General features: G+C 62.5%; 22 protein-coding genes. 8 read left to right on the forward strand and 14 right to left on the reverse strand.

What is annotated here, in order from left to right; translation table 11 throughout:
* Window positions 1-80: 80 nt before the first annotated feature.
* The 10 genes from IEW00_RS06450 to IEW00_RS06495 form a co-directional block, all read right to left on the reverse strand.
* Window positions 81-500: a SufE family protein gene (locus IEW00_RS06450; RefSeq protein ID WP_188513547.1), complete on the reverse strand. Its 420-nt coding sequence runs from the start codon at window positions 498-500 to the stop codon at window positions 81-83.
* Between the two features lie 58 nt (window positions 501-558).
* Entirely contained in the window at window positions 559-801 is a 243-nt protein-coding gene (locus IEW00_RS06455; RefSeq protein ID WP_188513548.1) for a hypothetical protein, read from the reverse strand.
* A 51-nt stretch (window positions 802-852) separates the two neighbouring features.
* The gene (locus tag IEW00_RS06460) at window positions 853-1,128 is read right to left on the reverse strand and encodes a hypothetical protein (RefSeq protein ID WP_188513549.1); all 276 of its coding nucleotides are present in this window, start codon (window positions 1,126-1,128) and stop codon (window positions 853-855) included.
* Window positions 1,129-1,140: 12 nt separating this feature from the next.
* A complete protein-coding gene (locus IEW00_RS06465) occupies window positions 1,141-1,401 on the reverse strand; it encodes a hypothetical protein (protein WP_188513550.1) in 261 nt (86 codons plus the stop codon).
* A gap of 25 nt (window positions 1,402-1,426) precedes the next feature.
* Window positions 1,427-1,750, reverse strand: coding sequence for a hypothetical protein (locus IEW00_RS06470; protein WP_188513551.1), 324 nt, complete (start codon window positions 1,748-1,750; stop codon window positions 1,427-1,429).
* Window positions 1,750-2,070: a hypothetical protein gene (locus IEW00_RS06475; RefSeq protein WP_188513552.1), complete on the reverse strand. Its 321-nt coding sequence runs from the start codon at window positions 2,068-2,070 to the stop codon at window positions 1,750-1,752. Before IEW00_RS06475 ends, IEW00_RS06470 begins: the two co-directional genes overlap by 1 nt.
* 36 nt (window positions 2,071-2,106) lie before the next feature.
* Window positions 2,107-2,514, reverse strand: coding sequence for an envelope stress response membrane protein PspC (pspC, locus tag IEW00_RS06480; RefSeq protein WP_188513553.1), 408 nt, complete (start codon window positions 2,512-2,514; stop codon window positions 2,107-2,109).
* A complete protein-coding gene (gene pspB / locus IEW00_RS06485; RefSeq protein WP_188513554.1) occupies window positions 2,511-2,813 on the reverse strand; it encodes an envelope stress response membrane protein PspB in 303 nt (100 codons plus the stop codon). The genes pspC and pspB overlap by 4 nt, the downstream gene beginning before the upstream one ends.
* Before the next feature lie 4 nt (window positions 2,814-2,817).
* Window positions 2,818-3,513, reverse strand: coding sequence for a phage shock protein PspA (gene pspA, locus IEW00_RS06490; RefSeq protein WP_188513555.1), 696 nt, complete (start codon window positions 3,511-3,513; stop codon window positions 2,818-2,820).
* Between the two features lie 126 nt (window positions 3,514-3,639).
* Window positions 3,640-3,840, reverse strand: coding sequence for a hypothetical protein (locus IEW00_RS06495; protein ID WP_188513556.1), 201 nt, complete (start codon window positions 3,838-3,840; stop codon window positions 3,640-3,642).
* 164 nt (window positions 3,841-4,004) lie between these two features.
* Between IEW00_RS06495 and pspF the strand changes: the two genes are divergently transcribed.
* The 3 genes from pspF to IEW00_RS06510 are packed head-to-tail and all read left to right on the forward strand — an operon-like array spanning window position 4,005 to window position 7,111.
* On the forward strand, window positions 4,005-5,060 hold the full coding sequence (gene pspF / locus IEW00_RS06500) for a phage shock protein operon transcriptional activator (protein ID WP_188513557.1): 1,056 nt from the start codon (window positions 4,005-4,007) through the stop codon (window positions 5,058-5,060).
* Between the two features lie 12 nt (window positions 5,061-5,072).
* Window positions 5,073-5,879, forward strand: coding sequence for a hypothetical protein (locus tag IEW00_RS06505; RefSeq protein ID WP_188513558.1), 807 nt, complete (start codon window positions 5,073-5,075; stop codon window positions 5,877-5,879).
* 50 nt (window positions 5,880-5,929) lie between these two features.
* Window positions 5,930-7,111: a ribosomal protein uL16 3-hydroxylase gene (locus tag IEW00_RS06510; RefSeq protein WP_188513559.1), complete on the forward strand. Its 1,182-nt coding sequence runs from the start codon at window positions 5,930-5,932 to the stop codon at window positions 7,109-7,111.
* Here IEW00_RS06510 and IEW00_RS06515 read toward each other — a convergent pair whose 3' ends face one another.
* Window positions 7,112-7,654: a pseudouridine synthase gene (locus tag IEW00_RS06515; protein WP_188513874.1), complete on the reverse strand. Its 543-nt coding sequence runs from the start codon at window positions 7,652-7,654 to the stop codon at window positions 7,112-7,114.
* A 98-nt stretch (window positions 7,655-7,752) separates the two neighbouring features.
* On the opposite strand from IEW00_RS06515, the gene IEW00_RS06520 reads away from it, so the two are divergent.
* The 4 genes from IEW00_RS06520 to IEW00_RS06535 all read left to right on the forward strand — a co-directional run bounded on the left by IEW00_RS06520 (window position 7,753) and on the right by IEW00_RS06535 (window position 11,306).
* Entirely contained in the window at window positions 7,753-8,886 is a 1,134-nt protein-coding gene (locus tag IEW00_RS06520) for a zinc-binding dehydrogenase (protein ID WP_188513560.1), read from the forward strand.
* A gap of 287 nt (window positions 8,887-9,173) precedes the next feature.
* Window positions 9,174-9,665, forward strand: a complete 492-nt coding sequence (locus tag IEW00_RS06525; RefSeq protein ID WP_188513561.1) for a glycine zipper 2TM domain-containing protein — start codon at window positions 9,174-9,176, stop codon at window positions 9,663-9,665.
* A gap of 163 nt (window positions 9,666-9,828) precedes the next feature.
* The gene (locus IEW00_RS06530) at window positions 9,829-10,383 is read left to right on the forward strand and encodes a GNAT family N-acetyltransferase (protein WP_188513562.1); all 555 of its coding nucleotides are present in this window, start codon (window positions 9,829-9,831) and stop codon (window positions 10,381-10,383) included.
* 167 nt (window positions 10,384-10,550) lie between these two features.
* Window positions 10,551-11,306, forward strand: a complete 756-nt coding sequence (locus IEW00_RS06535; RefSeq protein ID WP_188513563.1) for a hypothetical protein — start codon at window positions 10,551-10,553, stop codon at window positions 11,304-11,306.
* Between the two features lie 160 nt (window positions 11,307-11,466).
* Here IEW00_RS06535 and IEW00_RS06540 read toward each other — a convergent pair whose 3' ends face one another.
* From IEW00_RS06540 to sseA, 3 genes are all read right to left on the reverse strand, one after another.
* Complete coding sequence (locus IEW00_RS06540; protein ID WP_188513564.1) at window positions 11,467-12,771, reverse strand: mechanosensitive ion channel family protein; 1,305 nt, start codon at window positions 12,769-12,771, stop codon at window positions 11,467-11,469.
* Complete coding sequence (gene metC / locus IEW00_RS06545; protein WP_188513565.1) at window positions 12,768-13,997, reverse strand: cystathionine beta-lyase; 1,230 nt, start codon at window positions 13,995-13,997, stop codon at window positions 12,768-12,770. The genes IEW00_RS06540 and metC overlap by 4 nt, the downstream gene beginning before the upstream one ends.
* Window positions 13,998-14,164: 167 nt before the next feature.
* Window positions 14,165-15,001 carry a 3-mercaptopyruvate sulfurtransferase gene (gene sseA, locus IEW00_RS06550; RefSeq protein ID WP_188513566.1) on the reverse strand — a complete coding sequence of 279 codons (837 nt, stop codon included), beginning with the start codon at window positions 14,999-15,001 and terminating at the stop codon, window positions 14,165-14,167.
* Between the two features lie 266 nt (window positions 15,002-15,267).
* On the opposite strand from sseA, the gene surE reads away from it, so the two are divergent.
* Window positions 15,268-16,047, forward strand: coding sequence for a 5'/3'-nucleotidase SurE (gene surE / locus IEW00_RS06555; RefSeq protein WP_188513567.1), 780 nt, complete (start codon window positions 15,268-15,270; stop codon window positions 16,045-16,047).
* Window positions 16,048-16,145 lie beyond the last annotated feature (98 nt).

The following is a 16,145-nucleotide window of genomic DNA, read 5'->3' on the forward strand; positions in this document are numbered from 1 at the left end:
GTTCCGCCACCATGCTTTATCGCCTGGAAGCAGCCATTTGTTCACCGCAAAAAGGCCAATGCAGCAGTTTGCGTGAATTCCTATCCCGTATACCGCCCCGCCGTCTCCCTGATAAGTGCGATCATGTTCGGGATGCCCTGGGTGCGGTTGGAGGAGAGCTGGTTCTTGAGATCGAACGGGGCGAGCGCGCCCTCGATATCCGCGTTCGCGACCTCCGCCGGTGCCTTGTCCTGTACGCTGAGCAACACCAGAGCGATGATGCCCTTGGTGATGGCGGCGTTGCTGTCGGCGAGGAAGTGGAGGCGGGCGTCGTCCTGCGTGGTGGGGTAGACCCAGACCGAGGCGGAGCAGCCGCGGACCAAGGTCGCGTCGGTCTTGAGCGCATCGGGCATCGGGTCGAGCGTGCGGCCCAGATCGATGATCAGCCGGTAACGGTCATCAGCGTCGAGGAATTCATATTCTTCGGCCAGATCGGCCAGCTTTGGCGTGGGAGTTGTCATGCAGGGCAGATAGGGTTGCGGCGGGGCAAAGTCACCCCGCCGCGCGCTTCAATATCGCTTAAAGCTCAACCCCGGCGGCGATGGCTTCCAGCTTGCGGATGCGTTCCTTGAGATCGGCGATCTCGATCCGCGAATGGGTCGAGGGCGATCCGCCGTCGTTGATCGAGTGGCTGTGCGTTTCCATTTCGTGGCGCTTGAACGCCAGCCAGTCGCGCCAGCCGCGCAACGCGGTGGAAGACAGCAAGGCAATGCCGAGCAGCGCAGCGGTTGCCATCGTCAGATAGAAATAGGCGCTTTCCATGATCGTACCCTTTACGGCCCCCGCCGCCCGGTTGATGGTTCGCGCGCCGCCTCAGCGGTCGCGCAGTTTCTCGATTTCAAGGCTGAGGTCATTGGTCTGGCGCTGATCGGTGATCACGCGCTCGAGCACCTGCACCCGCTCCTTGAGCGCGCGGACATCCTCGCGCAGACGGGCGGCTTCGGCGGTGTCGGCAGGCCTGGCCAGCCGCTCGTTGCCATCCTCGTCCTCCAGGATGCCGTGCTGGGCCTTGTACCGGGCCTTGAGCACGGTTGCGGCCATGACCATGAACACAATCGCCACGACCATTGAAAACGGATTATCGAACATGGTGTCTGTCCTTCAGCTCAGTTGTTTGGTGCGCAGATCCTCGATCTGCTGCGAAAGGTCGTCGCGGCTGCGGCCATCGGTGATGATGCGCTCCAGCGTGCGGACTCGTTCTTCCAGGCGGTCGTTCACCGGCGGGCGTTCCATCGCGCGGGCTTTTGCGATGTCCAGTTCCAGCTGCAGCGTCTTGCGCTTGTGGGTCGTCCAGATCGCCAGACCGCCCACCGCGAACGGTGCAATGGGGATGAGAGCGTAGATAAAGCCGAAGTCGAACATGCCATTTACCCCAGGAGCTAGTGTTTCAGTTTGCCGGCTTGTCGCGCAGCGCCTCGATCTCGTGGGTCAGCCGGTGCGCGTCATCGGTAACGATGCGCTCGACATTGCCCAGCCGGTCCTTGATCGATCCCAGTTCGGCGCGTAGCTGCGCGTTTTCCTGGGTGATCAGCTTGATCCGCTCGATCGATTCCTGATCGGTCTTGGGATAGACCGGCTTGCCCCAGCTGTTTTCCAGCGGATAGCCGTTTCTGATCCGCATCCAGGTCGTGAGAACCCAACCGACAGTGATTGCTATGAACGGCAGTGCCAGTGCCGGAGCAATTGCTTCGATGATGGCAAGTTTGTCCATTATGCGCGGTCCTTCTGTACTCTCAGCCGCTCAATCTCATCAGACAGCCGACTGCTCGAACTGTTGGCGTCGGTCGCGATGCGCTCCAGCACTGCGATCCGTTCTTCCAGCCGCCCGATCTTTCCCGTCAATTGCTCGTTTTCGGATGTAAGCAGCGACAGTTTTCGATCAGCGTCTGGATCGCTTCGTTCAATGACTTTGCCGGTCCACTGATCTTCGAGCGGATAGCCATGCTTGGCGCGGATCCAGGTGGTGAACACCCAGGCGCCCATCGACAGCATGACAATCGCGATAATAAACCCTGGTCCACCCCAGCTCATGATACTCTCCTGAAACCTTGTGTAGCGTCGTTGCGATCAGCGCAGGCTTTCGATCTCGTCGGCCAGCCGCGTGTTCTTTGCGGTGTAGAACAGCTCGACATCAGCCAGGCGGCGATCGATCTCGCGGAACCGCGCCTTAACGTCGCGGGCGGTGCGGGTTGGTGACTGGCGCACGCCCTGCCAGAACTTCTGGTCCTGATCGTCGGTGTAGAGGTGCGCCGGCTTCTTTTCGGCCAGGAAGCCCATTGCGAGATAGCCCATGAAGGCCCAGCCGGTCATCAGCGTCAGCAGGATCGCGGCCACCCGGATCCAGACAACGTCGATCCCGGTGTAGTCGGCGACACCGGCGCACACGCCCATGAACTTGCCATTCTGCTTGTCGCGGTAGAACTTGGTCTTGCGCGGTGCAGGTGCGTTGTATCCATATTTGTCCAGCCGGCTCATTTTCTTGCCCTTTCCTTCATCAGGCGCTCAACCTGTTCCAGGCCATAGTCGTCCTGGTCATCCGAGCTGGTTAGTCGCGCCGGGCGCCAGTCGGGGTTGTCGGCGGAAATGATCCGCTCGACGGTTTCCATGCGATCGTCGAGGCGACGGGCCATGGCGTGCAGCTCTTCCAACAGGTGCTCGTCGGAGGTCGTCAGTGTGGCCATAGTCTTCCACTTGGTGATGTAGTGAAAAACGATCCAAGGCAGGCCGATCAGGAATGCGGGGATGGCTACCAGCGGGACTACGATGTCTTCCATCGCGTCAGCCCTCCTTCTTCATGGCGCGTTTCATCGCCTCGAGTTCCTCGTCGACCTTGTCCGATCCTGCCAGAGCGGCGAATTCGTCGTCGAGGCTGCGCTGGCCCAGCGCCTTGCGCTCGCCGCGTTCATCCTCGGCCATGCCCAGCGCATCGGCGCGGCCCTCGGCCATGTCGACGCGGCGCTCGAGCAGGTCGAAGCGGCTGAACGCCTCGCGGACCTTGTCGCCATTGTACATCGTACGCAACTTGACGCGGTTTTCGGCGCTTTCCAGCCTGCTCATGATGTTGTTCTGGCGCATCCGCGCTTCGCGCAACTTGGCCTGCAGCTTGGCGATGTCCTGCTCAGAAGCGCGCAGCGCGTCATCGAGCACATTGATTTCTACATTGAGCTGGTCGGCCATATCGGCGGCTTTCTTCTTTTCGAGCAAGGCGGCGCGGGCAAGGTCTTCGCGGTCCTTCGACAGCGCCAGTTCGGCCTTGTCGGTCCAGTCGGCCTGCAGCTGCTCGAGCTTGTTCACATGCCGCTTCATTTCCTTCTGGTCGGCAATGGTGCGTGCGGCAGAGGCGCGGACTTCGACCAGGGTTTCTTCCATCTCGAGGATGATCATGCGGATCATCTTCGCCGGGTCTTCGGCCTTGTCGAGCAGCTCGGTAACATTTGCGGCAATGATGTCGCGGGTTCGAGAGAAAATTCCCATGGCGAAAACTCCGTTCGTTAAGGTCGGGCAGACCGGATCCTGATCTACCTTACCCCCTTTTGCGTGTGTGTTGAAAGAGGCTGGCCGGGACGGGGCAAGGGGGGGTAAGCGTCCCGGCCAGATCCGTCAGGCAAGATACCGGACGGAAACCATGTTGCCGGCATCCGACCCGTTGCGGGCGGGCGAGGCGGCTGCCTCGATGCTGGCGAAAGCGGTGACGAACAGCGTGGTGACGAGCATCAGCGCAGCGACCGTGGTGACCAGGGTGGACTTGAAGACGCTGTCTTCCTGTGTCGTCTGATCGTTGGATTGGTTCGCGTAACGCACTTGCTTTCTCCCTTGTACCGCTGTGTGTCGGTGTTGCCAGAAGCTTTGCAGGGGGCGTGCCAATTTGAAAAAACCTCGAATATTCCGATGTTTTTCACAAAATTGATCTGCGCGCAGTTGGTTTGGATTGCCATGAGTTGGGATTTTGCACTATCTCTTGGGCCATGCAGAGGGGCAGCCAGTTCATCGGGGAATCAGGGGCGTTTCTGGACGCGGTCGAACGCGCCAGCCGCGCGGCCATGCTCAACCGTCCGGTGCTGGTCATCGGCGAGCGCGGGACCGGCAAGGAACTGATCGCCGAGCGCCTCCACCGCCTGTCCTCGCGCTGGGACGGGCCGCTGATCACCTTGAACTGCGCAGCGCTTCCCGAGACATTGATCGAGGCCGAACTGTTCGGGCACGAGGCAGGCGCCTTCACCGGCGCGACCCGCGCGCGGCAGGGCCGGTTCGAGGAGGCCGATGGCGGCACCTTGTTCCTCGACGAACTCGCGACCTTGAGCTCGGCTGCGCAGGAGCGGCTACTGCGCGCGGTCGAATATGGCGAGATCACCCGCATTGGTTCCTCGCGCGCGATCAAGGTCGATGTCCGCATTGTCGCGGCGACCAACGAGCATCTCCCCGAACTGGTCGATCAGGGCCGCTTCCGTGCTGATCTTCTCGACCGGCTGTCGTTCGAGGTGGTGACCCTGCCGCCGTTGCGGGTCCGCGAGGGCGACGTGATGGTGCTGGCCGACTTCTTCGGGCGGCGGATGGCAGCCGAGCTCGACTGGTCCGATTGGCCCGGTTTCGGTGCGATGGCGACCGACGCGATGAAACGGCACAGCTGGCCTGGCAATGTCCGCGAACTGCGCAACGTTGTCGAACGCGCGGTCTATCGCTGGGACGACCCTGAGCGGCCGGTCGATCACATCGTGTTCGATCCGTTCGAATCGCCGTGGAAGCCGCAACCGAGCAAGCGCAAGGCGAGCGCCGGTGCCTCGCCGTGCGACGAGGTGATCGATGCCGCGCTCGAGGATTCGCAGGTGCGCGCCGCGGTCGGCCAGACGGTCAATTTCGACGATGTCGACGATCTTCGCTCCGCGGTCGATGCACACGAAAAACGCATCCTCCAGGCCGCGCTCGCTCGCCACCGCTACAACCAGCGCCAGACCGCCAAGGCGCTCGGCCTGAGCTACGACCAATTGCGCCACTGTTTGAAGAAGCACGACCTGTTGGGTTAGGAGATGCTTGCGATGCTCAGCTCAATTGTGAAGACGGCATTTGCGGTGGCGCTGCTGGTCGGCGGGGCAAGTGGTGCACAGGCCAAGGCCGACAAGAAGGACGTCGAAGCTACGCGCGCTGCCGAGCGAACAGGCGCTATGCTTTTTGCCTATGATCAGGCTGCGTGGCACGGCACCGACAAGTTCATGACGGACGTGGCTTCATCGGTGCCCGCATCGGTGCGGGGATACATTGTTTTGCCCGAGTCTGGCGGCAGGCTGCGGGTTGTCTTCTATGCGGATAAGGATGGCCTCCTGGTCGCTTTCCGGTCCTATAGAGTCGCAGGTGGTCGTTCGGTGCGTGCCTTGCCTGCCGAATCCGGGGTTCCGTTGGATGCAACGGGTGTGCGCATGGTAGCTGCTCGTGAGGCAGCGCTGGCTTATGTGAAAGACAATGCGCTGCCGCTGTGTGCGACCGCTGCGCCGAACATGGTTGTTTTCCCCCCGAACCAGAATGATCAAGTTGTCGTCTACGTAATGACGCCGCAGATTGAAAATGGCCGGATCCCTATGGGAGGACATTACCGGTTCGAATTCGATTCCGAGAACAGGTTGCTATCGCATCGGAAATTTTCGGAGGGGTGTCGGGTGATGAAGACGTCAATGGAAGGGCTGGGCTTGGCGATCCTAAGCCATCCCCTTGACGGCCATCCCACTGAAATACACGGCTTCCTCAGCCGAATGACGCCATTTCCTATCACCGTCGGCCTTGCCAATCGCGATGTCTGGATCGCCAGCAAAGGCAAGTTTGAATACGCTGGGCGCTTGAAGCCGGAATGAGCAACCGAAAATCGCTGGACGCGCGAACGATGGGCTGAAAGGGGAAGCCGATGAAGCTTGCCCATTTCAATCCCGCCGATTTCCTTGCCACCCACTGGCAGCGTGCACCGCTGCTGATCCGCAATCCGTGGGATGACTGGGCGTGCCCGGTCGAGGCCGATGAACTTGCGGGGTTGGCCTGCGAACCGCAGGTCGAAGCGCGCCTGATCGAGCAGACCGCTGATGCCGACTGGACGGTCGAGCATGGGCCGCTGGCGGAAGACCGCTTTGCCACGCTTGGAAAAACCCCTTGGACGCTGCTGGTGCAGGCGGTCGATCACCATATGCCGCAGGTTGCAGCGCTGCTGGCGCAATTCCGCTTCGTGCCCAACTGGCGGGTCGATGACGTGATGGTCAGCTTTGCCAGCGATGGCGGCGGGGTGGGGCCGCATTTCGACCAGTATGACGTGTTCCTGATCCAGGGGCAGGGGCGCAGGCGCTGGCAGATCGGTTCGCACTGCGGCGAAACGAGCCCACTGCTGCCGCATGGCGATCTCAAGCTGCTGCGCGACTTTTCGCCGACGCAGGAGTGGGTGCTGGAGCCCGGCGACATGCTCTATGTCCCGCCGGGCGTGTCGCACAACGGCATCGCGCTTGGCGATGATTGCATGACGCTGTCGATCGGCTTTCGCGCACCGTCGCGTGCCGAGCTGATCGGCGACTGGAGCGACCATCTGCTCGAGGACATGAGCGACGACGACCGCTTTGCCGACCCGGGCCTCGCGCTGCAGGCCAACCCCGGCGAGATCGGCGCGGAGGCCTTGGCGCAGCTGCGCCAGATGATGATCGAGGCGCTGGGTGATGAACAGCGCTTCGCGCGATGGTTCGGCGCGTACAGCAGCACCCGCAAATATCCCGATGTCGACTGGCGTCCCGAAGAGCCGCTGAGACTTGCCGAGATCCGCGAGGCGATCGAACAGGGGATGGAGCTTCAGCGCAACCCCGCGAGCCGCTTTGCCTTCGTGCGCGAGGGCGGGGAAGCGCTGGTGCTGTTCGTCGATGGCGAGACGTTCGAGTGCAGCGCGGAGACCTCGGCGCTGGGCGAGACGATTTGTGCCAACGACACCGTCAGGATCGAAGCCGCCACCGATGCTGCATGCGATTTGCTGCAGTCTTTGTGCAATATGGGCAGCGTCGCATTTGTCAGTGACGACGACGAGGACGACGCAGACTATGAGGATGACGAAGGCTGATCAGGCCGCATCCACCGCGCGCCAGGTGCCCGGTTCGATGCCCTGCAACGACCATGGCCCGACCGCCTGACGTACCAGCCGCAAGGTCGGGAAGCCGACCGCAGCGGTCATCCGGCGCACCTGCCGATTGCGGCCCTCGCGGATCGTCAGGTTGATCCAGCCATCGGTCACGGTCTTGCGGAAACGCACCGGCGGATCGCGCGGCCAAAGATCGGGGTCGGCGATGCGCTCGGCCTCGGCGGGGCGGGTCATCCCATCTTTCAACTGCACGCCTTTGCGCAGCGCCGCGAGCGCCTCATCGGTGATCGTCCCTTCGACCTGCACCAGATAGGTTTTGGCCATCTTGAATTTCGGATCGGCGATGCGCGCCTGCAACCGGCCATCGGCGGTGAGCAGCACCAGCCCTTCGCTGTCATGGTCCAGCCGCCCGGCAGGATACACGCCTGGAACGTCGATAAAGTCCGCCAGGGTCGTTCGGTCGCCATCCCTGCTGAACTGGCAGATGACGCCATAGGGTTTGTTGAACAGGATGAGCTGGGACAAGGGCAAGCGACTTTCTGCGCTGGATGGGTGGCATATTGGTGCAAGGCTTGGCACAGGGGAGCATCACACAACAAACACAATCGAGAGAGGCTTCTTCCATGACCCTTCCCCAAAGCTATCTGCAGATGATCTCCACTGTCAGCGCCGAAGGCCAGCTGACCATGGAGCTGGTCGAAAAGCCCATGCCGACGCCCGGTCCCGACGAGGTCGTGATCCGCGTCGAGGCGACACCGATCAACCCGTCCGACCAGGGCGTGATGTTCGGCTGGGCCAGCATGGGTGGCGCCACGACATCGGGCAGCGGCGCCCACACCAAGCTGACCGCGCCGGTTTCGCCGCAGGGGATGGGCGTGATGAAGGCACGCATCGGTCAGCCTTTGCCGGTCGGCAACGAAGGTGCAGGCACGGTCGTCGCCGCCGGATCGGGCGAATATGCGCAGAGCCTGATGGGCAGGGTCGTCGCAGTGATGGGGGGCGGCATGTATGCGCAGTACCGTATGGCGCCTGCGATGATGTGTCTGCCGCTGCAGGACGGCCACACCGCGCGCGATGGCGCATCGTGCTTCGTCAACCCGCTGACCGCGCTGTCGATGGTCGAAACGATGCGGATGGAAGGCCACACCGCGCTGGTTCACACCGCTGCTGCCTCGAACCTTGGCCAGATGCTCAACCGCATCTGCCAGGCCGATGGTGTCGAGCTGGTCAACATCGTGCGAAAGCCCGAACAGGCCGAATTGCTGCGCGGCATGGGCGCGCAGTACGTCGTCGATTCGAGCAGCGACAGCTTCATGGCGGACCTCACCAATGCGATCCACGCCACCGGCGCGACCTTGGCGTTCGATGCCACCGGCGGCGGCAACCTCGCCTCGACGATCCTGAGCGCGATGGAAGCAGCCGCAGCGCGCACGCCCGGCGCCTACAGCATCTATGGTTCGGTCAAGCACAAGCAGGTCTATCTGTATGGCGGGCTCGACACCTCGGCGACGACGCTCAACCGCGGCTATGGCATGGCCTGGGGCGTCGGCGGCTGGCTGCTGCCCAACTTCCTCGCCAAGGCCGGCGGAGATGTCGCGACGCGGCTTCGCGCGCGGGTGGCGGCTGAACTGAAGACGACCTTTGCCAGCCACTACACCGACGAGCTCTCGCTCGAACAGGCGCTGCAGGCCGATGTCGTCGCGCGGTACAATGCCAAGACCACGGGCGAGAAGTTCCTGATCTGCCCGCAGAAGTAAGCGGTGGGCGGCGGCGGACAGGGGAGCTTCCGTTCTCCGCCGCCCCGTCATTCCCGCGAACGCGGGAATGCTGCTTTTTCGCTGCCGTAACCGCAATAGCGGGACCCCCGCGTGCGCGGGGGTGACGAAACTGGAAGTGCAATCAAATCTGGCTGGCATGCAATCTCGTTCAAGAAACCATGCTATAACATGAACGATCTTTCCAGAAATTGTTCAGCCAGTCTCCCTTAAACATGAACACAACGGATGGCGAATCGGCGCTGTCCCGGTCTCTAGGGAGACAGATTATGAAGAAGTTTCTTATTGCTGCTGCCGCCGCCGGTGCAGTGACCCTTTCCGCAGCGCCCGCTATGGCCGCTCCGATGACCCATGCTGCAGCCCCCAGCGCTGCAGCTGCTTATGGCCTGACCCACGAAGCGCCATCCGCGCACCAGTATCGTCGCGGTTACGACAATGACTTCCAGCGTCGCGGCTATGGCAACAACGGCTACAATGATCGCGGTGGTCGCTTCAATGACCGCTTTGACGACCGTTACGACCGTCGCGCGGTGCGCGGCTGGAATGGCCAGTCCTGGCGCGGCAATGATGGCCGCACCTACTGTCGCCGTGACAATGGCACCACCGGTCTGCTGATCGGCGGCGCGGTAGGCGCTCTGGCCGGCAACGAGATCGCAGGACGCGGTGACCGCACCGTCGGCGCGATCATTGGCGGGATTGGCGGCGCGCTGCTCGGCCGGACGATCGATCGCGGCGGCAACAACGGCTACAGTTGCCGCTAACACCTTTTCGCCCGCCCTCTTTTCCATCGAGAGAGCGAGGTGAATGGGGAGACCCCTCTCCGCCGTAAAGCGGGGAGGGGTTTTGCGTTTTGGGGGCACGACTTGCCAATGCGCGCCGCGCTGCCTATCCCCGGCTGCTGAAAAACAGGTGGGAGGACGCGGCATGATCAACGGACCGATATTGGTGACCCAGCGGCTGATCCTGCGTCCGCCGGGGCCCGAGGATTTCGAGGCGTGGGCCAAGTTCTCCGCCGACGAAGAGACGATGCGCTATCTGGGCGGGGTGCAGCCGCGCGCGGTTGCCTGGCGCGGCCTATGTTCGATGGCAGGCGCGTGGCATATTCACGGCTTTGCGATGTTCTCGCTGATCACACGCGATACCGGCGAATGGATCGGGCGGATCGGTCCATGGCAGCCCGAGGGCTGGCCCGGTACCGAGGTGGGCTGGGGCGTGCTCAGCAGCCATGCTGGCAAGGGCTATGCGCTCGAAGCGGCTGTCGCGACGATCGATTATGCGTTCGATCTGCTCGGCTGGGACAATGTCATCCACACCATCGATCCGGAGAACAGCGCCTCGATCGCGCTGGCCGAGCGACTGGGATCGCGCAATCAGGGTCCGACACGGCTGCCCGAACCGTATCACGAGTTTCCGGTGGATTGTTATGGCCAGACGAAGAGTGAATGGCAGGAAAACCGCAAGAAATTTGTCCGATACTGAAACGGCTTGCCAGCAATTCCCGAAATAGGACAGAACGGCACCTGAAACCGGCAGAGTTAACCCTCTTTTGCCGGGACAGCCTTGCGCAACCGCAGGCATGGCTAACAGAATGCTAAGAGCCTTGTCCTAGACCGACAGGCATCCGTTAGATGATGAGGATCTCCGCCATGGCACACCGTTCGTTCGCGATGTCGCGCAATCTGCTGGCACTGGGCGCAGCTACTCTGGTGCTCGCCGCCTGCCAGAAGACCGACGATAGCGCCGCACAGGATGAGGATGCAGCCCTGCTCGCCGACGCTGCCGACCCGGCGATGAAGGGCGCGCTGGAAGATCAGATCCTGGTCGATCCCAATCTGGTCGACAAATCGAACCGCAACGCTGTGCTCGCCGAAGGCAGCGATGGATCGGTTCCGTCCGCAGGCGTCCCCAAGGGCCAGCTTGCCGCCGTGGAAAAGGCAGCCGCCGCCGCGATCGGCCCGCGCGGCCTGATGAAGGCGCCCCAGCCCAAAAAGGTTGCCGCCGAAGAGTGCAAGGACTGCAACCAGGGCAGCACGCTCGGGGCCAAGGCCGCGCAGCAAACCGGCGTGTGCGATGGCAAGCTTGATTATGCGATGGGCTGGGCCAACCGGATGCCCGCCGATTTCGCGGTCTACCCGCGTGCCAATGTGAAAGAGGCCGCAGGCGTCGACAAGGGCCAGTGCAACATCCGCGTGGTCAACTTCACAACGCCCGCCGCGCTCAAGAACGTTGTCGATTTCTACTACACCAAGGCCCGGCGTGGCGGTTATTCCGCCGAATACCAGTTGCGCGGTGCCGACCATGTGCTGGGCGGCACCAAGGGCGAACAGGCGTTTGTGCTGTTCTTGAAGCCAATGGCCAATGGCGGGACGGAAGTGGATATCGTGGCCAACGGCGGGCGTTGATTTCCGCTAGGCTCAGCTAACATTCTCAAACCCCTTCGTCATTCCCGCGCAGGCGGGAATCCCGCTTTCTCCTCGCCCTAAGCGCAAAAGCGGGACCCCCGCGTGCGCGGGGGTGACGAACAAGTTTTTCGGTCGTCGGTCTGTTCTCACCGGAGAACGGCTAGTCAGGATCGGGAAAGTCGGCTCCACCCATCCTGGGCATTTCCTTGATGTAGATATCGCGCTGCGGGAATGGGATTTCCACGCCGTGTTCCTTGAAAAGAATCCACACCCGCATCAGCACGTCTCCGCGGATGTTGCCCATGCCGCCTTCGGGATCCGAGATCCAGGCGCGGATTTCCCAGTTGACCGAATTGTCGCCAAAGTCGGTCATCCAGATGCGCGGAGCGGGGTCCTTGAGAACCCGGGGCGCCTCGGCCACGGCCTTGTGCAGCAGCGCTTCAACCTGCTGCATGTCGCTGGTATAGGCGACGCCGATCGGAATCCGCATCCGGACGTTGCGGTCGGAATACGACCAGTTTTCCACCGCCGTTGTCATCAAATCCTCGTTCGGGATCAGATGCTCCTTGCCGTCGCGGGTGATGACAGAAACCGCACGCACGCCGATCTTGTTCACCCAGCCGAAACTGTCCTTCACTGCAATGACATCGCCGGGCTTGATCGACCGGTCGAGCAGCAAGATGATCCCGGCAAACAGGTTGCCGATCGTCTTCTGGAGGCCAAAGCCAACCGCCAGGCCAAAGGCACCCGAAAAGAAGCTGAGTGCGGTGAGGTCGATCCCAAGCGCATCGGTGCCGACGAAGAACGCGACGACGATGACGATGACGCCCGCGATCTTCTGACCCAGCAGTTTCTGCGTCGGATCCAGCCCGTCGCTGCTGCCGATGACGTGCCCGGCGATGCGGTTGACCACCCGCGCTGCGGTGTAGAGCACCAGCACCGTCACCGAGATCGTCACAACCCACAGCAGCGAGAAGCGCTTCTCGCCCAGGTTGAAGCCCACCCGGTCCATCGCGATGGTGATCGGGTCGAGCCCGCCGAACATGCTGGCGAGAATCGAGATCAACGTCGCCAGCCCGAGGAACGTGCCCAGCCAGTCGGGCATTCGCACCCCGCGCACCAGATCGTTGACGAACAGCGCGAGCGCAATCGCCAGCGTCAGGCCAAAGATGACCGAGGCGATAAGGCTCCATTCGTAGAGGTTCAGCGCCATGCCGATCAGCATGGCGGTGGTGAAACGGCGGACCATGTCGCGAATGCGGCGGCGCGCGATCGGGCTTTCATAGCCAGCGCGCCGTTCCCAGATCGCTGCAAGACGCAGATAGACCAGGCGGCTGAGCCCCCAGCCCAAGATTAGCGCGGTGGTGGCGATCAGTCCGGCGAGAATGCCTTCGATGTATTGCAGGTCATCGGGGCGACGTATCCAGCCCCAGCGCAAAAAAGCCGTCGTGATCGCTTCGTTCATGGCGTCATGGTAAAGGCTGCCAGCCCCTTGGCAAGGTCGGCAATCAGGTCGGCAGGGTCTTCGAGCCCGATGTGCAGCCGCACGACCAACGCGTTGTCATCGCCGGTGGGTGGCCAGGATGTTGCGCTGCGGCACCGGGCGGGGTCCACCGGGATACACAGACTTTCGAACCCGCCCCAGCTATAGCCGATGCCGAACAGCGAAAGCGTATCGATCAAGGCCGCGCGGGCCGCATCGCTGCCGCCCTTGAGCACGAACGAGAACAGCCCGGTCGATCCGGTGAAATCCCGCTGCCAAAGGTCGTGGCCGGGGCACGATGGCAGGGCGGGATGCAGGACGCGCGCGACCTGAGGCTGCTCGGCCAGCCAGTGCGCGATCTGCAAGGCCGATGCCTGATGCTGGCGCAGCCGCACATCAAGCGTGCGCAGCCCGCGCAGCGCCAGCCAGGCGTCATCGGGCGAAACGACCGTGCCCAGCGCCTGCGCGGTCTGCCGCAGCCGGGGATAGAAGCGCTCGGTGGTGGTGACCGATCCGAGCATGACATCGGAATGGCCGACAATGTACTTGGTGCACGCGATGATGCTCATGTCCGCACCCAATGCCAGCGCGGGCATGAAATGGCCGGTCGCCCAGGTGTTATCGATCAACAGCACGATATCCGGCCTGGCGGCGCGTGCCGCTTGGCAGATCGCGGGGACGTCCTGTACCTCGAAGGTCAGGCTGCCGGGGCTCTCCATCAGGATCGCACGGGTACGATCGCAGATCAGGTCGGCGATTCCCGCGCCGACGGTCGGATCATAATAGCGGGTCTCGATCCCGAAGCGCTTGAGGAAGCCATCGGCAAACCCGCGCGAGGGATCATAGGCGCTGTCGGTCATCAGCAGCACATCGCCGGGCGAGAGCACGCTCAGCAGCGCGCCGGTGATCGCCGCGACTCCCGAAGGGTACAGCATCGTGCCGTGGCCGCCCGGCTCCAGCGCGGTCAGCGCCTCGGCGAGCGCCCATTGCGTCGGCGATCCGCGGCGACCGTAGAAAAAGCGCCCGTCTTCATTGGTTTGCGGGCCGGACTTGAGAGCAGCTGCATTCGGATAAAGGTGCGTGCTCGCGCGCCACACTGGCGGGTTGACCACCGCGCCTGGCTGAGCCGCCGTTCCCGTCCATTCCGCGCGACGGCCGCCGGTGACGAGCCGGGTCGCGGGCGATTGCGGATCGGTGGGCTTGGGCATGGTATACCTCCGCCCTCTCCCCTTGCGGGAGAGGGCAACGAGACTTGGTCCGCTTGCGCGGGCCTAGTCGCAGTGGGAGAGGGGGGCGGCCCTCTCCAACGTCGCCTAGGCAGCGAGCTGCCAAGGCTTTGATATCCTCTCCCGTAAAGGGAGAGGATGATTATGTGTCAACCCAAAGCCTTGGGGGTATCAGCGTCGGCACCCCATTCGCTCCAGCTGCCATCGTACAGCGCAACATCGGTCTTGCCGAGCAGGTGCGCGCCGAAGGCGAGCACGCTGGCGGTCATTCCCGATCCACAGGTGGTGACGACAGGCTTTTCGATATCGACACCGGCGGCTTCGAAAGCGGACTTGAGCGCATCGCCGGTCTTCCAGGTGCCATCGGCGTTGAACAGGGTGCTGTGCGGAAGGTTGACCGCGCCAGGGATGTGGCCCGCAGCGATGCCTGGGCGCGGATCTTCCTCGGCGCCGGTGAAGCGCGCGGCCGGGCGGGCATCGACGACCTGTTCGGCCTTGCTGTGCAGGTTGCTCAGCATGTCGGCCTTGGTGCGGACGTTCTTCTTGTCTTCCCAGACGGTAAAATGACGGTGACGCAGCGTTTCCTTGCCGGTCTTGATCGGACGGCTTTCAGCCTTCCACTTGGCGATGCCGCCATCGAGAATGGCAACGGCATGCGCGCCGAACATGGTCAGCATGAACCACGCGCGGGCTGAGGATTTCAGCGGGCTGTCATCATACAGCACGATGCGGCTGCCATCGCCGAGGCCCAGCGACTGCATGCGGCTGGCAAACTTTTCCGCAGGCGGCAGCGTGTTGTCAATGGCCGCGTTGCTGTCCACCAGCTCGGCCAGATCCATGAAGACAGCGCCAGGAATGTGGCCCGCTTCGTACTCGGCAAGCGCACTGCGACCGGTTTCGGGCAGGAACTTGGACGCATCAACGATGCGAAGATCAGAGGCGCCCATTTCGTTGGCGAGCCATTCGGTTGATACCAGCGAATCCATGTAAGTGTCTCCCTCTGCGAATATGCGCCCTTTGAGGCTTTTTCCCGGCTTTTTAGACGGGAAACCCGGCTGGTTGCTCAGCCGGGATGCCGTGTTTTTGTTGCGCTGCACCATCAACATTATCGTGTCGGGCAAGGCGCGTCGAGTCGCTACCGGAGCGCTTCGCCAGTTTTTTTGCATATGTTGCAATTGGGTGCGTTGTCGGTGGCGGTTTGGTACGCGCCTAGATAGGAACCGGGTTCACATCGAACAGGAGCCTTCCCGCCATGCGTATCTTGCTAACCAATGATGATGGCGTGAACGCGCCCGGGCTCGAAGTGCTGGTGAAGATTGCCGCCGCATTGTCCGATGATGTGTGGATCGTTGCGCCGTCCGAGGAGCAATCGGGTGCAGGGCATTCGCTCACGCTTACCCGGCCGCTACGGGTGCACACCCATGGCCCCAAGCATTATTCGGTGACCGGCACCCCCACCGATGCGGTGATGATGGCGGTGGCGCGGCTGATGCAGGAAACGCCGCCCGACCTGATCCTGTCCGGGGTCAACCGGGGAGCCAATCTGGGCGAGGATGTCACCTATTCGGGTACGGTCTCGGCCGCGATGGAGGGTGCGTTGGCGGGGATCCCGTCTATTGCGCTCAGCCAGGTCTATGCCCGCGAGGGCGCGGGGCTCGATGTGTCGTTCGATGCCGCCGCAGCGTGGGGCGAGAAGGTGCTGCGTCCGATCATTGACCAGCCAATGCCGCAGCGCACGCTGATCAACATCAATTTTCCTGCGTTGCCGGCAGATCAGGTGCGCGGCGTGCGCGTCGTTGCTCAGGGCTTTCGCGATTACGGAAGGCTCAAGATCGTCACCAACACCGATCCGCGTGGGTTCGATTATCACTGGTTTGCGCTGGGCGCAGTTGAGCAGACCCCGGCGCACAGCACCGATCTTGAGGCGGTTCGGGACGGCTATGTTGCGGTGACCCCGTTGCATCTGGACCTGACGCATTATGAGTCAATAACTGCTCTGGGCTCGGCCTTGGGCGCATTTGACACGAATTGAACCCCTGGTTGGATCATGAGACCGCGAAACAGTGGAAATGCGTTCAGACCGTGCTAGGAATGACGCCCATGGCGAGGGGTGAAAAACACAGCGATGTC

This window comes from Blastomonas aquatica (genome assembly GCF_014639875.1).
Taxonomy (GTDB): domain Bacteria; phylum Pseudomonadota; class Alphaproteobacteria; order Sphingomonadales; family Sphingomonadaceae; genus Blastomonas; species Blastomonas aquatica.

Bases quoted from the DNA above. Each gene is read 5' to 3' on its own strand.
- IEW00_RS06530 (WP_188513562.1), top strand. From the start codon at position 9,829: ATGATCAACGGACCGATATTGGTGACCCAGCGGCTGATCCTGCGTCCG.
- pspC (WP_188513553.1), bottom strand. From the start codon at position 2,514: ATGAGCCGGCTGGACAAATATGGATACAACGCACCTGCACCGCGCAAG.
- IEW00_RS06505 (WP_188513558.1), top strand. From the start codon at position 5,073: ATGCTCAGCTCAATTGTGAAGACGGCATTTGCGGTGGCGCTGCTGGTC.
- pspF (WP_188513557.1), top strand. From the start codon at position 4,005: ATGCAGAGGGGCAGCCAGTTCATCGGGGAATCAGGGGCGTTTCTGGAC.
- IEW00_RS06475 (WP_188513552.1), bottom strand. From the start codon at position 2,070: ATGAGCTGGGGTGGACCAGGGTTTATTATCGCGATTGTCATGCTGTCG.
- surE (WP_188513567.1), top strand. From the start codon at position 15,268: ATGCGTATCTTGCTAACCAATGATGATGGCGTGAACGCGCCCGGGCTC.
- IEW00_RS06535 (WP_188513563.1), top strand. From the start codon at position 10,551: ATGGCACACCGTTCGTTCGCGATGTCGCGCAATCTGCTGGCACTGGGC.
- IEW00_RS06470 (WP_188513551.1), bottom strand. From the start codon at position 1,750: ATGGACAAACTTGCCATCATCGAAGCAATTGCTCCGGCACTGGCACTG.
- sseA (WP_188513566.1), bottom strand. From the start codon at position 15,001: ATGGATTCGCTGGTATCAACCGAATGGCTCGCCAACGAAATGGGCGCC.
- pspA (WP_188513555.1), bottom strand. From the start codon at position 3,513: ATGGGAATTTTCTCTCGAACCCGCGACATCATTGCCGCAAATGTTACC.
- IEW00_RS06540 (WP_188513564.1), bottom strand. From the start codon at position 12,771: ATGAACGAAGCGATCACGACGGCTTTTTTGCGCTGGGGCTGGATACGT.
- metC (WP_188513565.1), bottom strand. From the start codon at position 13,997: ATGCCCAAGCCCACCGATCCGCAATCGCCCGCGACCCGGCTCGTCACC.
- IEW00_RS06455 (WP_188513548.1), bottom strand. From the start codon at position 801: ATGGAAAGCGCCTATTTCTATCTGACGATGGCAACCGCTGCGCTGCTC.
- IEW00_RS06450 (WP_188513547.1), bottom strand. From the start codon at position 500: ATGACAACTCCCACGCCAAAGCTGGCCGATCTGGCCGAAGAATATGAA.
- IEW00_RS06460 (WP_188513549.1), bottom strand. From the start codon at position 1,128: ATGTTCGATAATCCGTTTTCAATGGTCGTGGCGATTGTGTTCATGGTC.
- IEW00_RS06465 (WP_188513550.1), bottom strand. From the start codon at position 1,401: ATGTTCGACTTCGGCTTTATCTACGCTCTCATCCCCATTGCACCGTTC.
- IEW00_RS06510 (WP_188513559.1), top strand. From the start codon at position 5,930: ATGAAGCTTGCCCATTTCAATCCCGCCGATTTCCTTGCCACCCACTGG.
- pspB (WP_188513554.1), bottom strand. From the start codon at position 2,813: ATGGAAGACATCGTAGTCCCGCTGGTAGCCATCCCCGCATTCCTGATC.
- IEW00_RS06525 (WP_188513561.1), top strand. From the start codon at position 9,174: ATGAAGAAGTTTCTTATTGCTGCTGCCGCCGCCGGTGCAGTGACCCTT.
- IEW00_RS06520 (WP_188513560.1), top strand. From the start codon at position 7,753: ATGACCCTTCCCCAAAGCTATCTGCAGATGATCTCCACTGTCAGCGCC.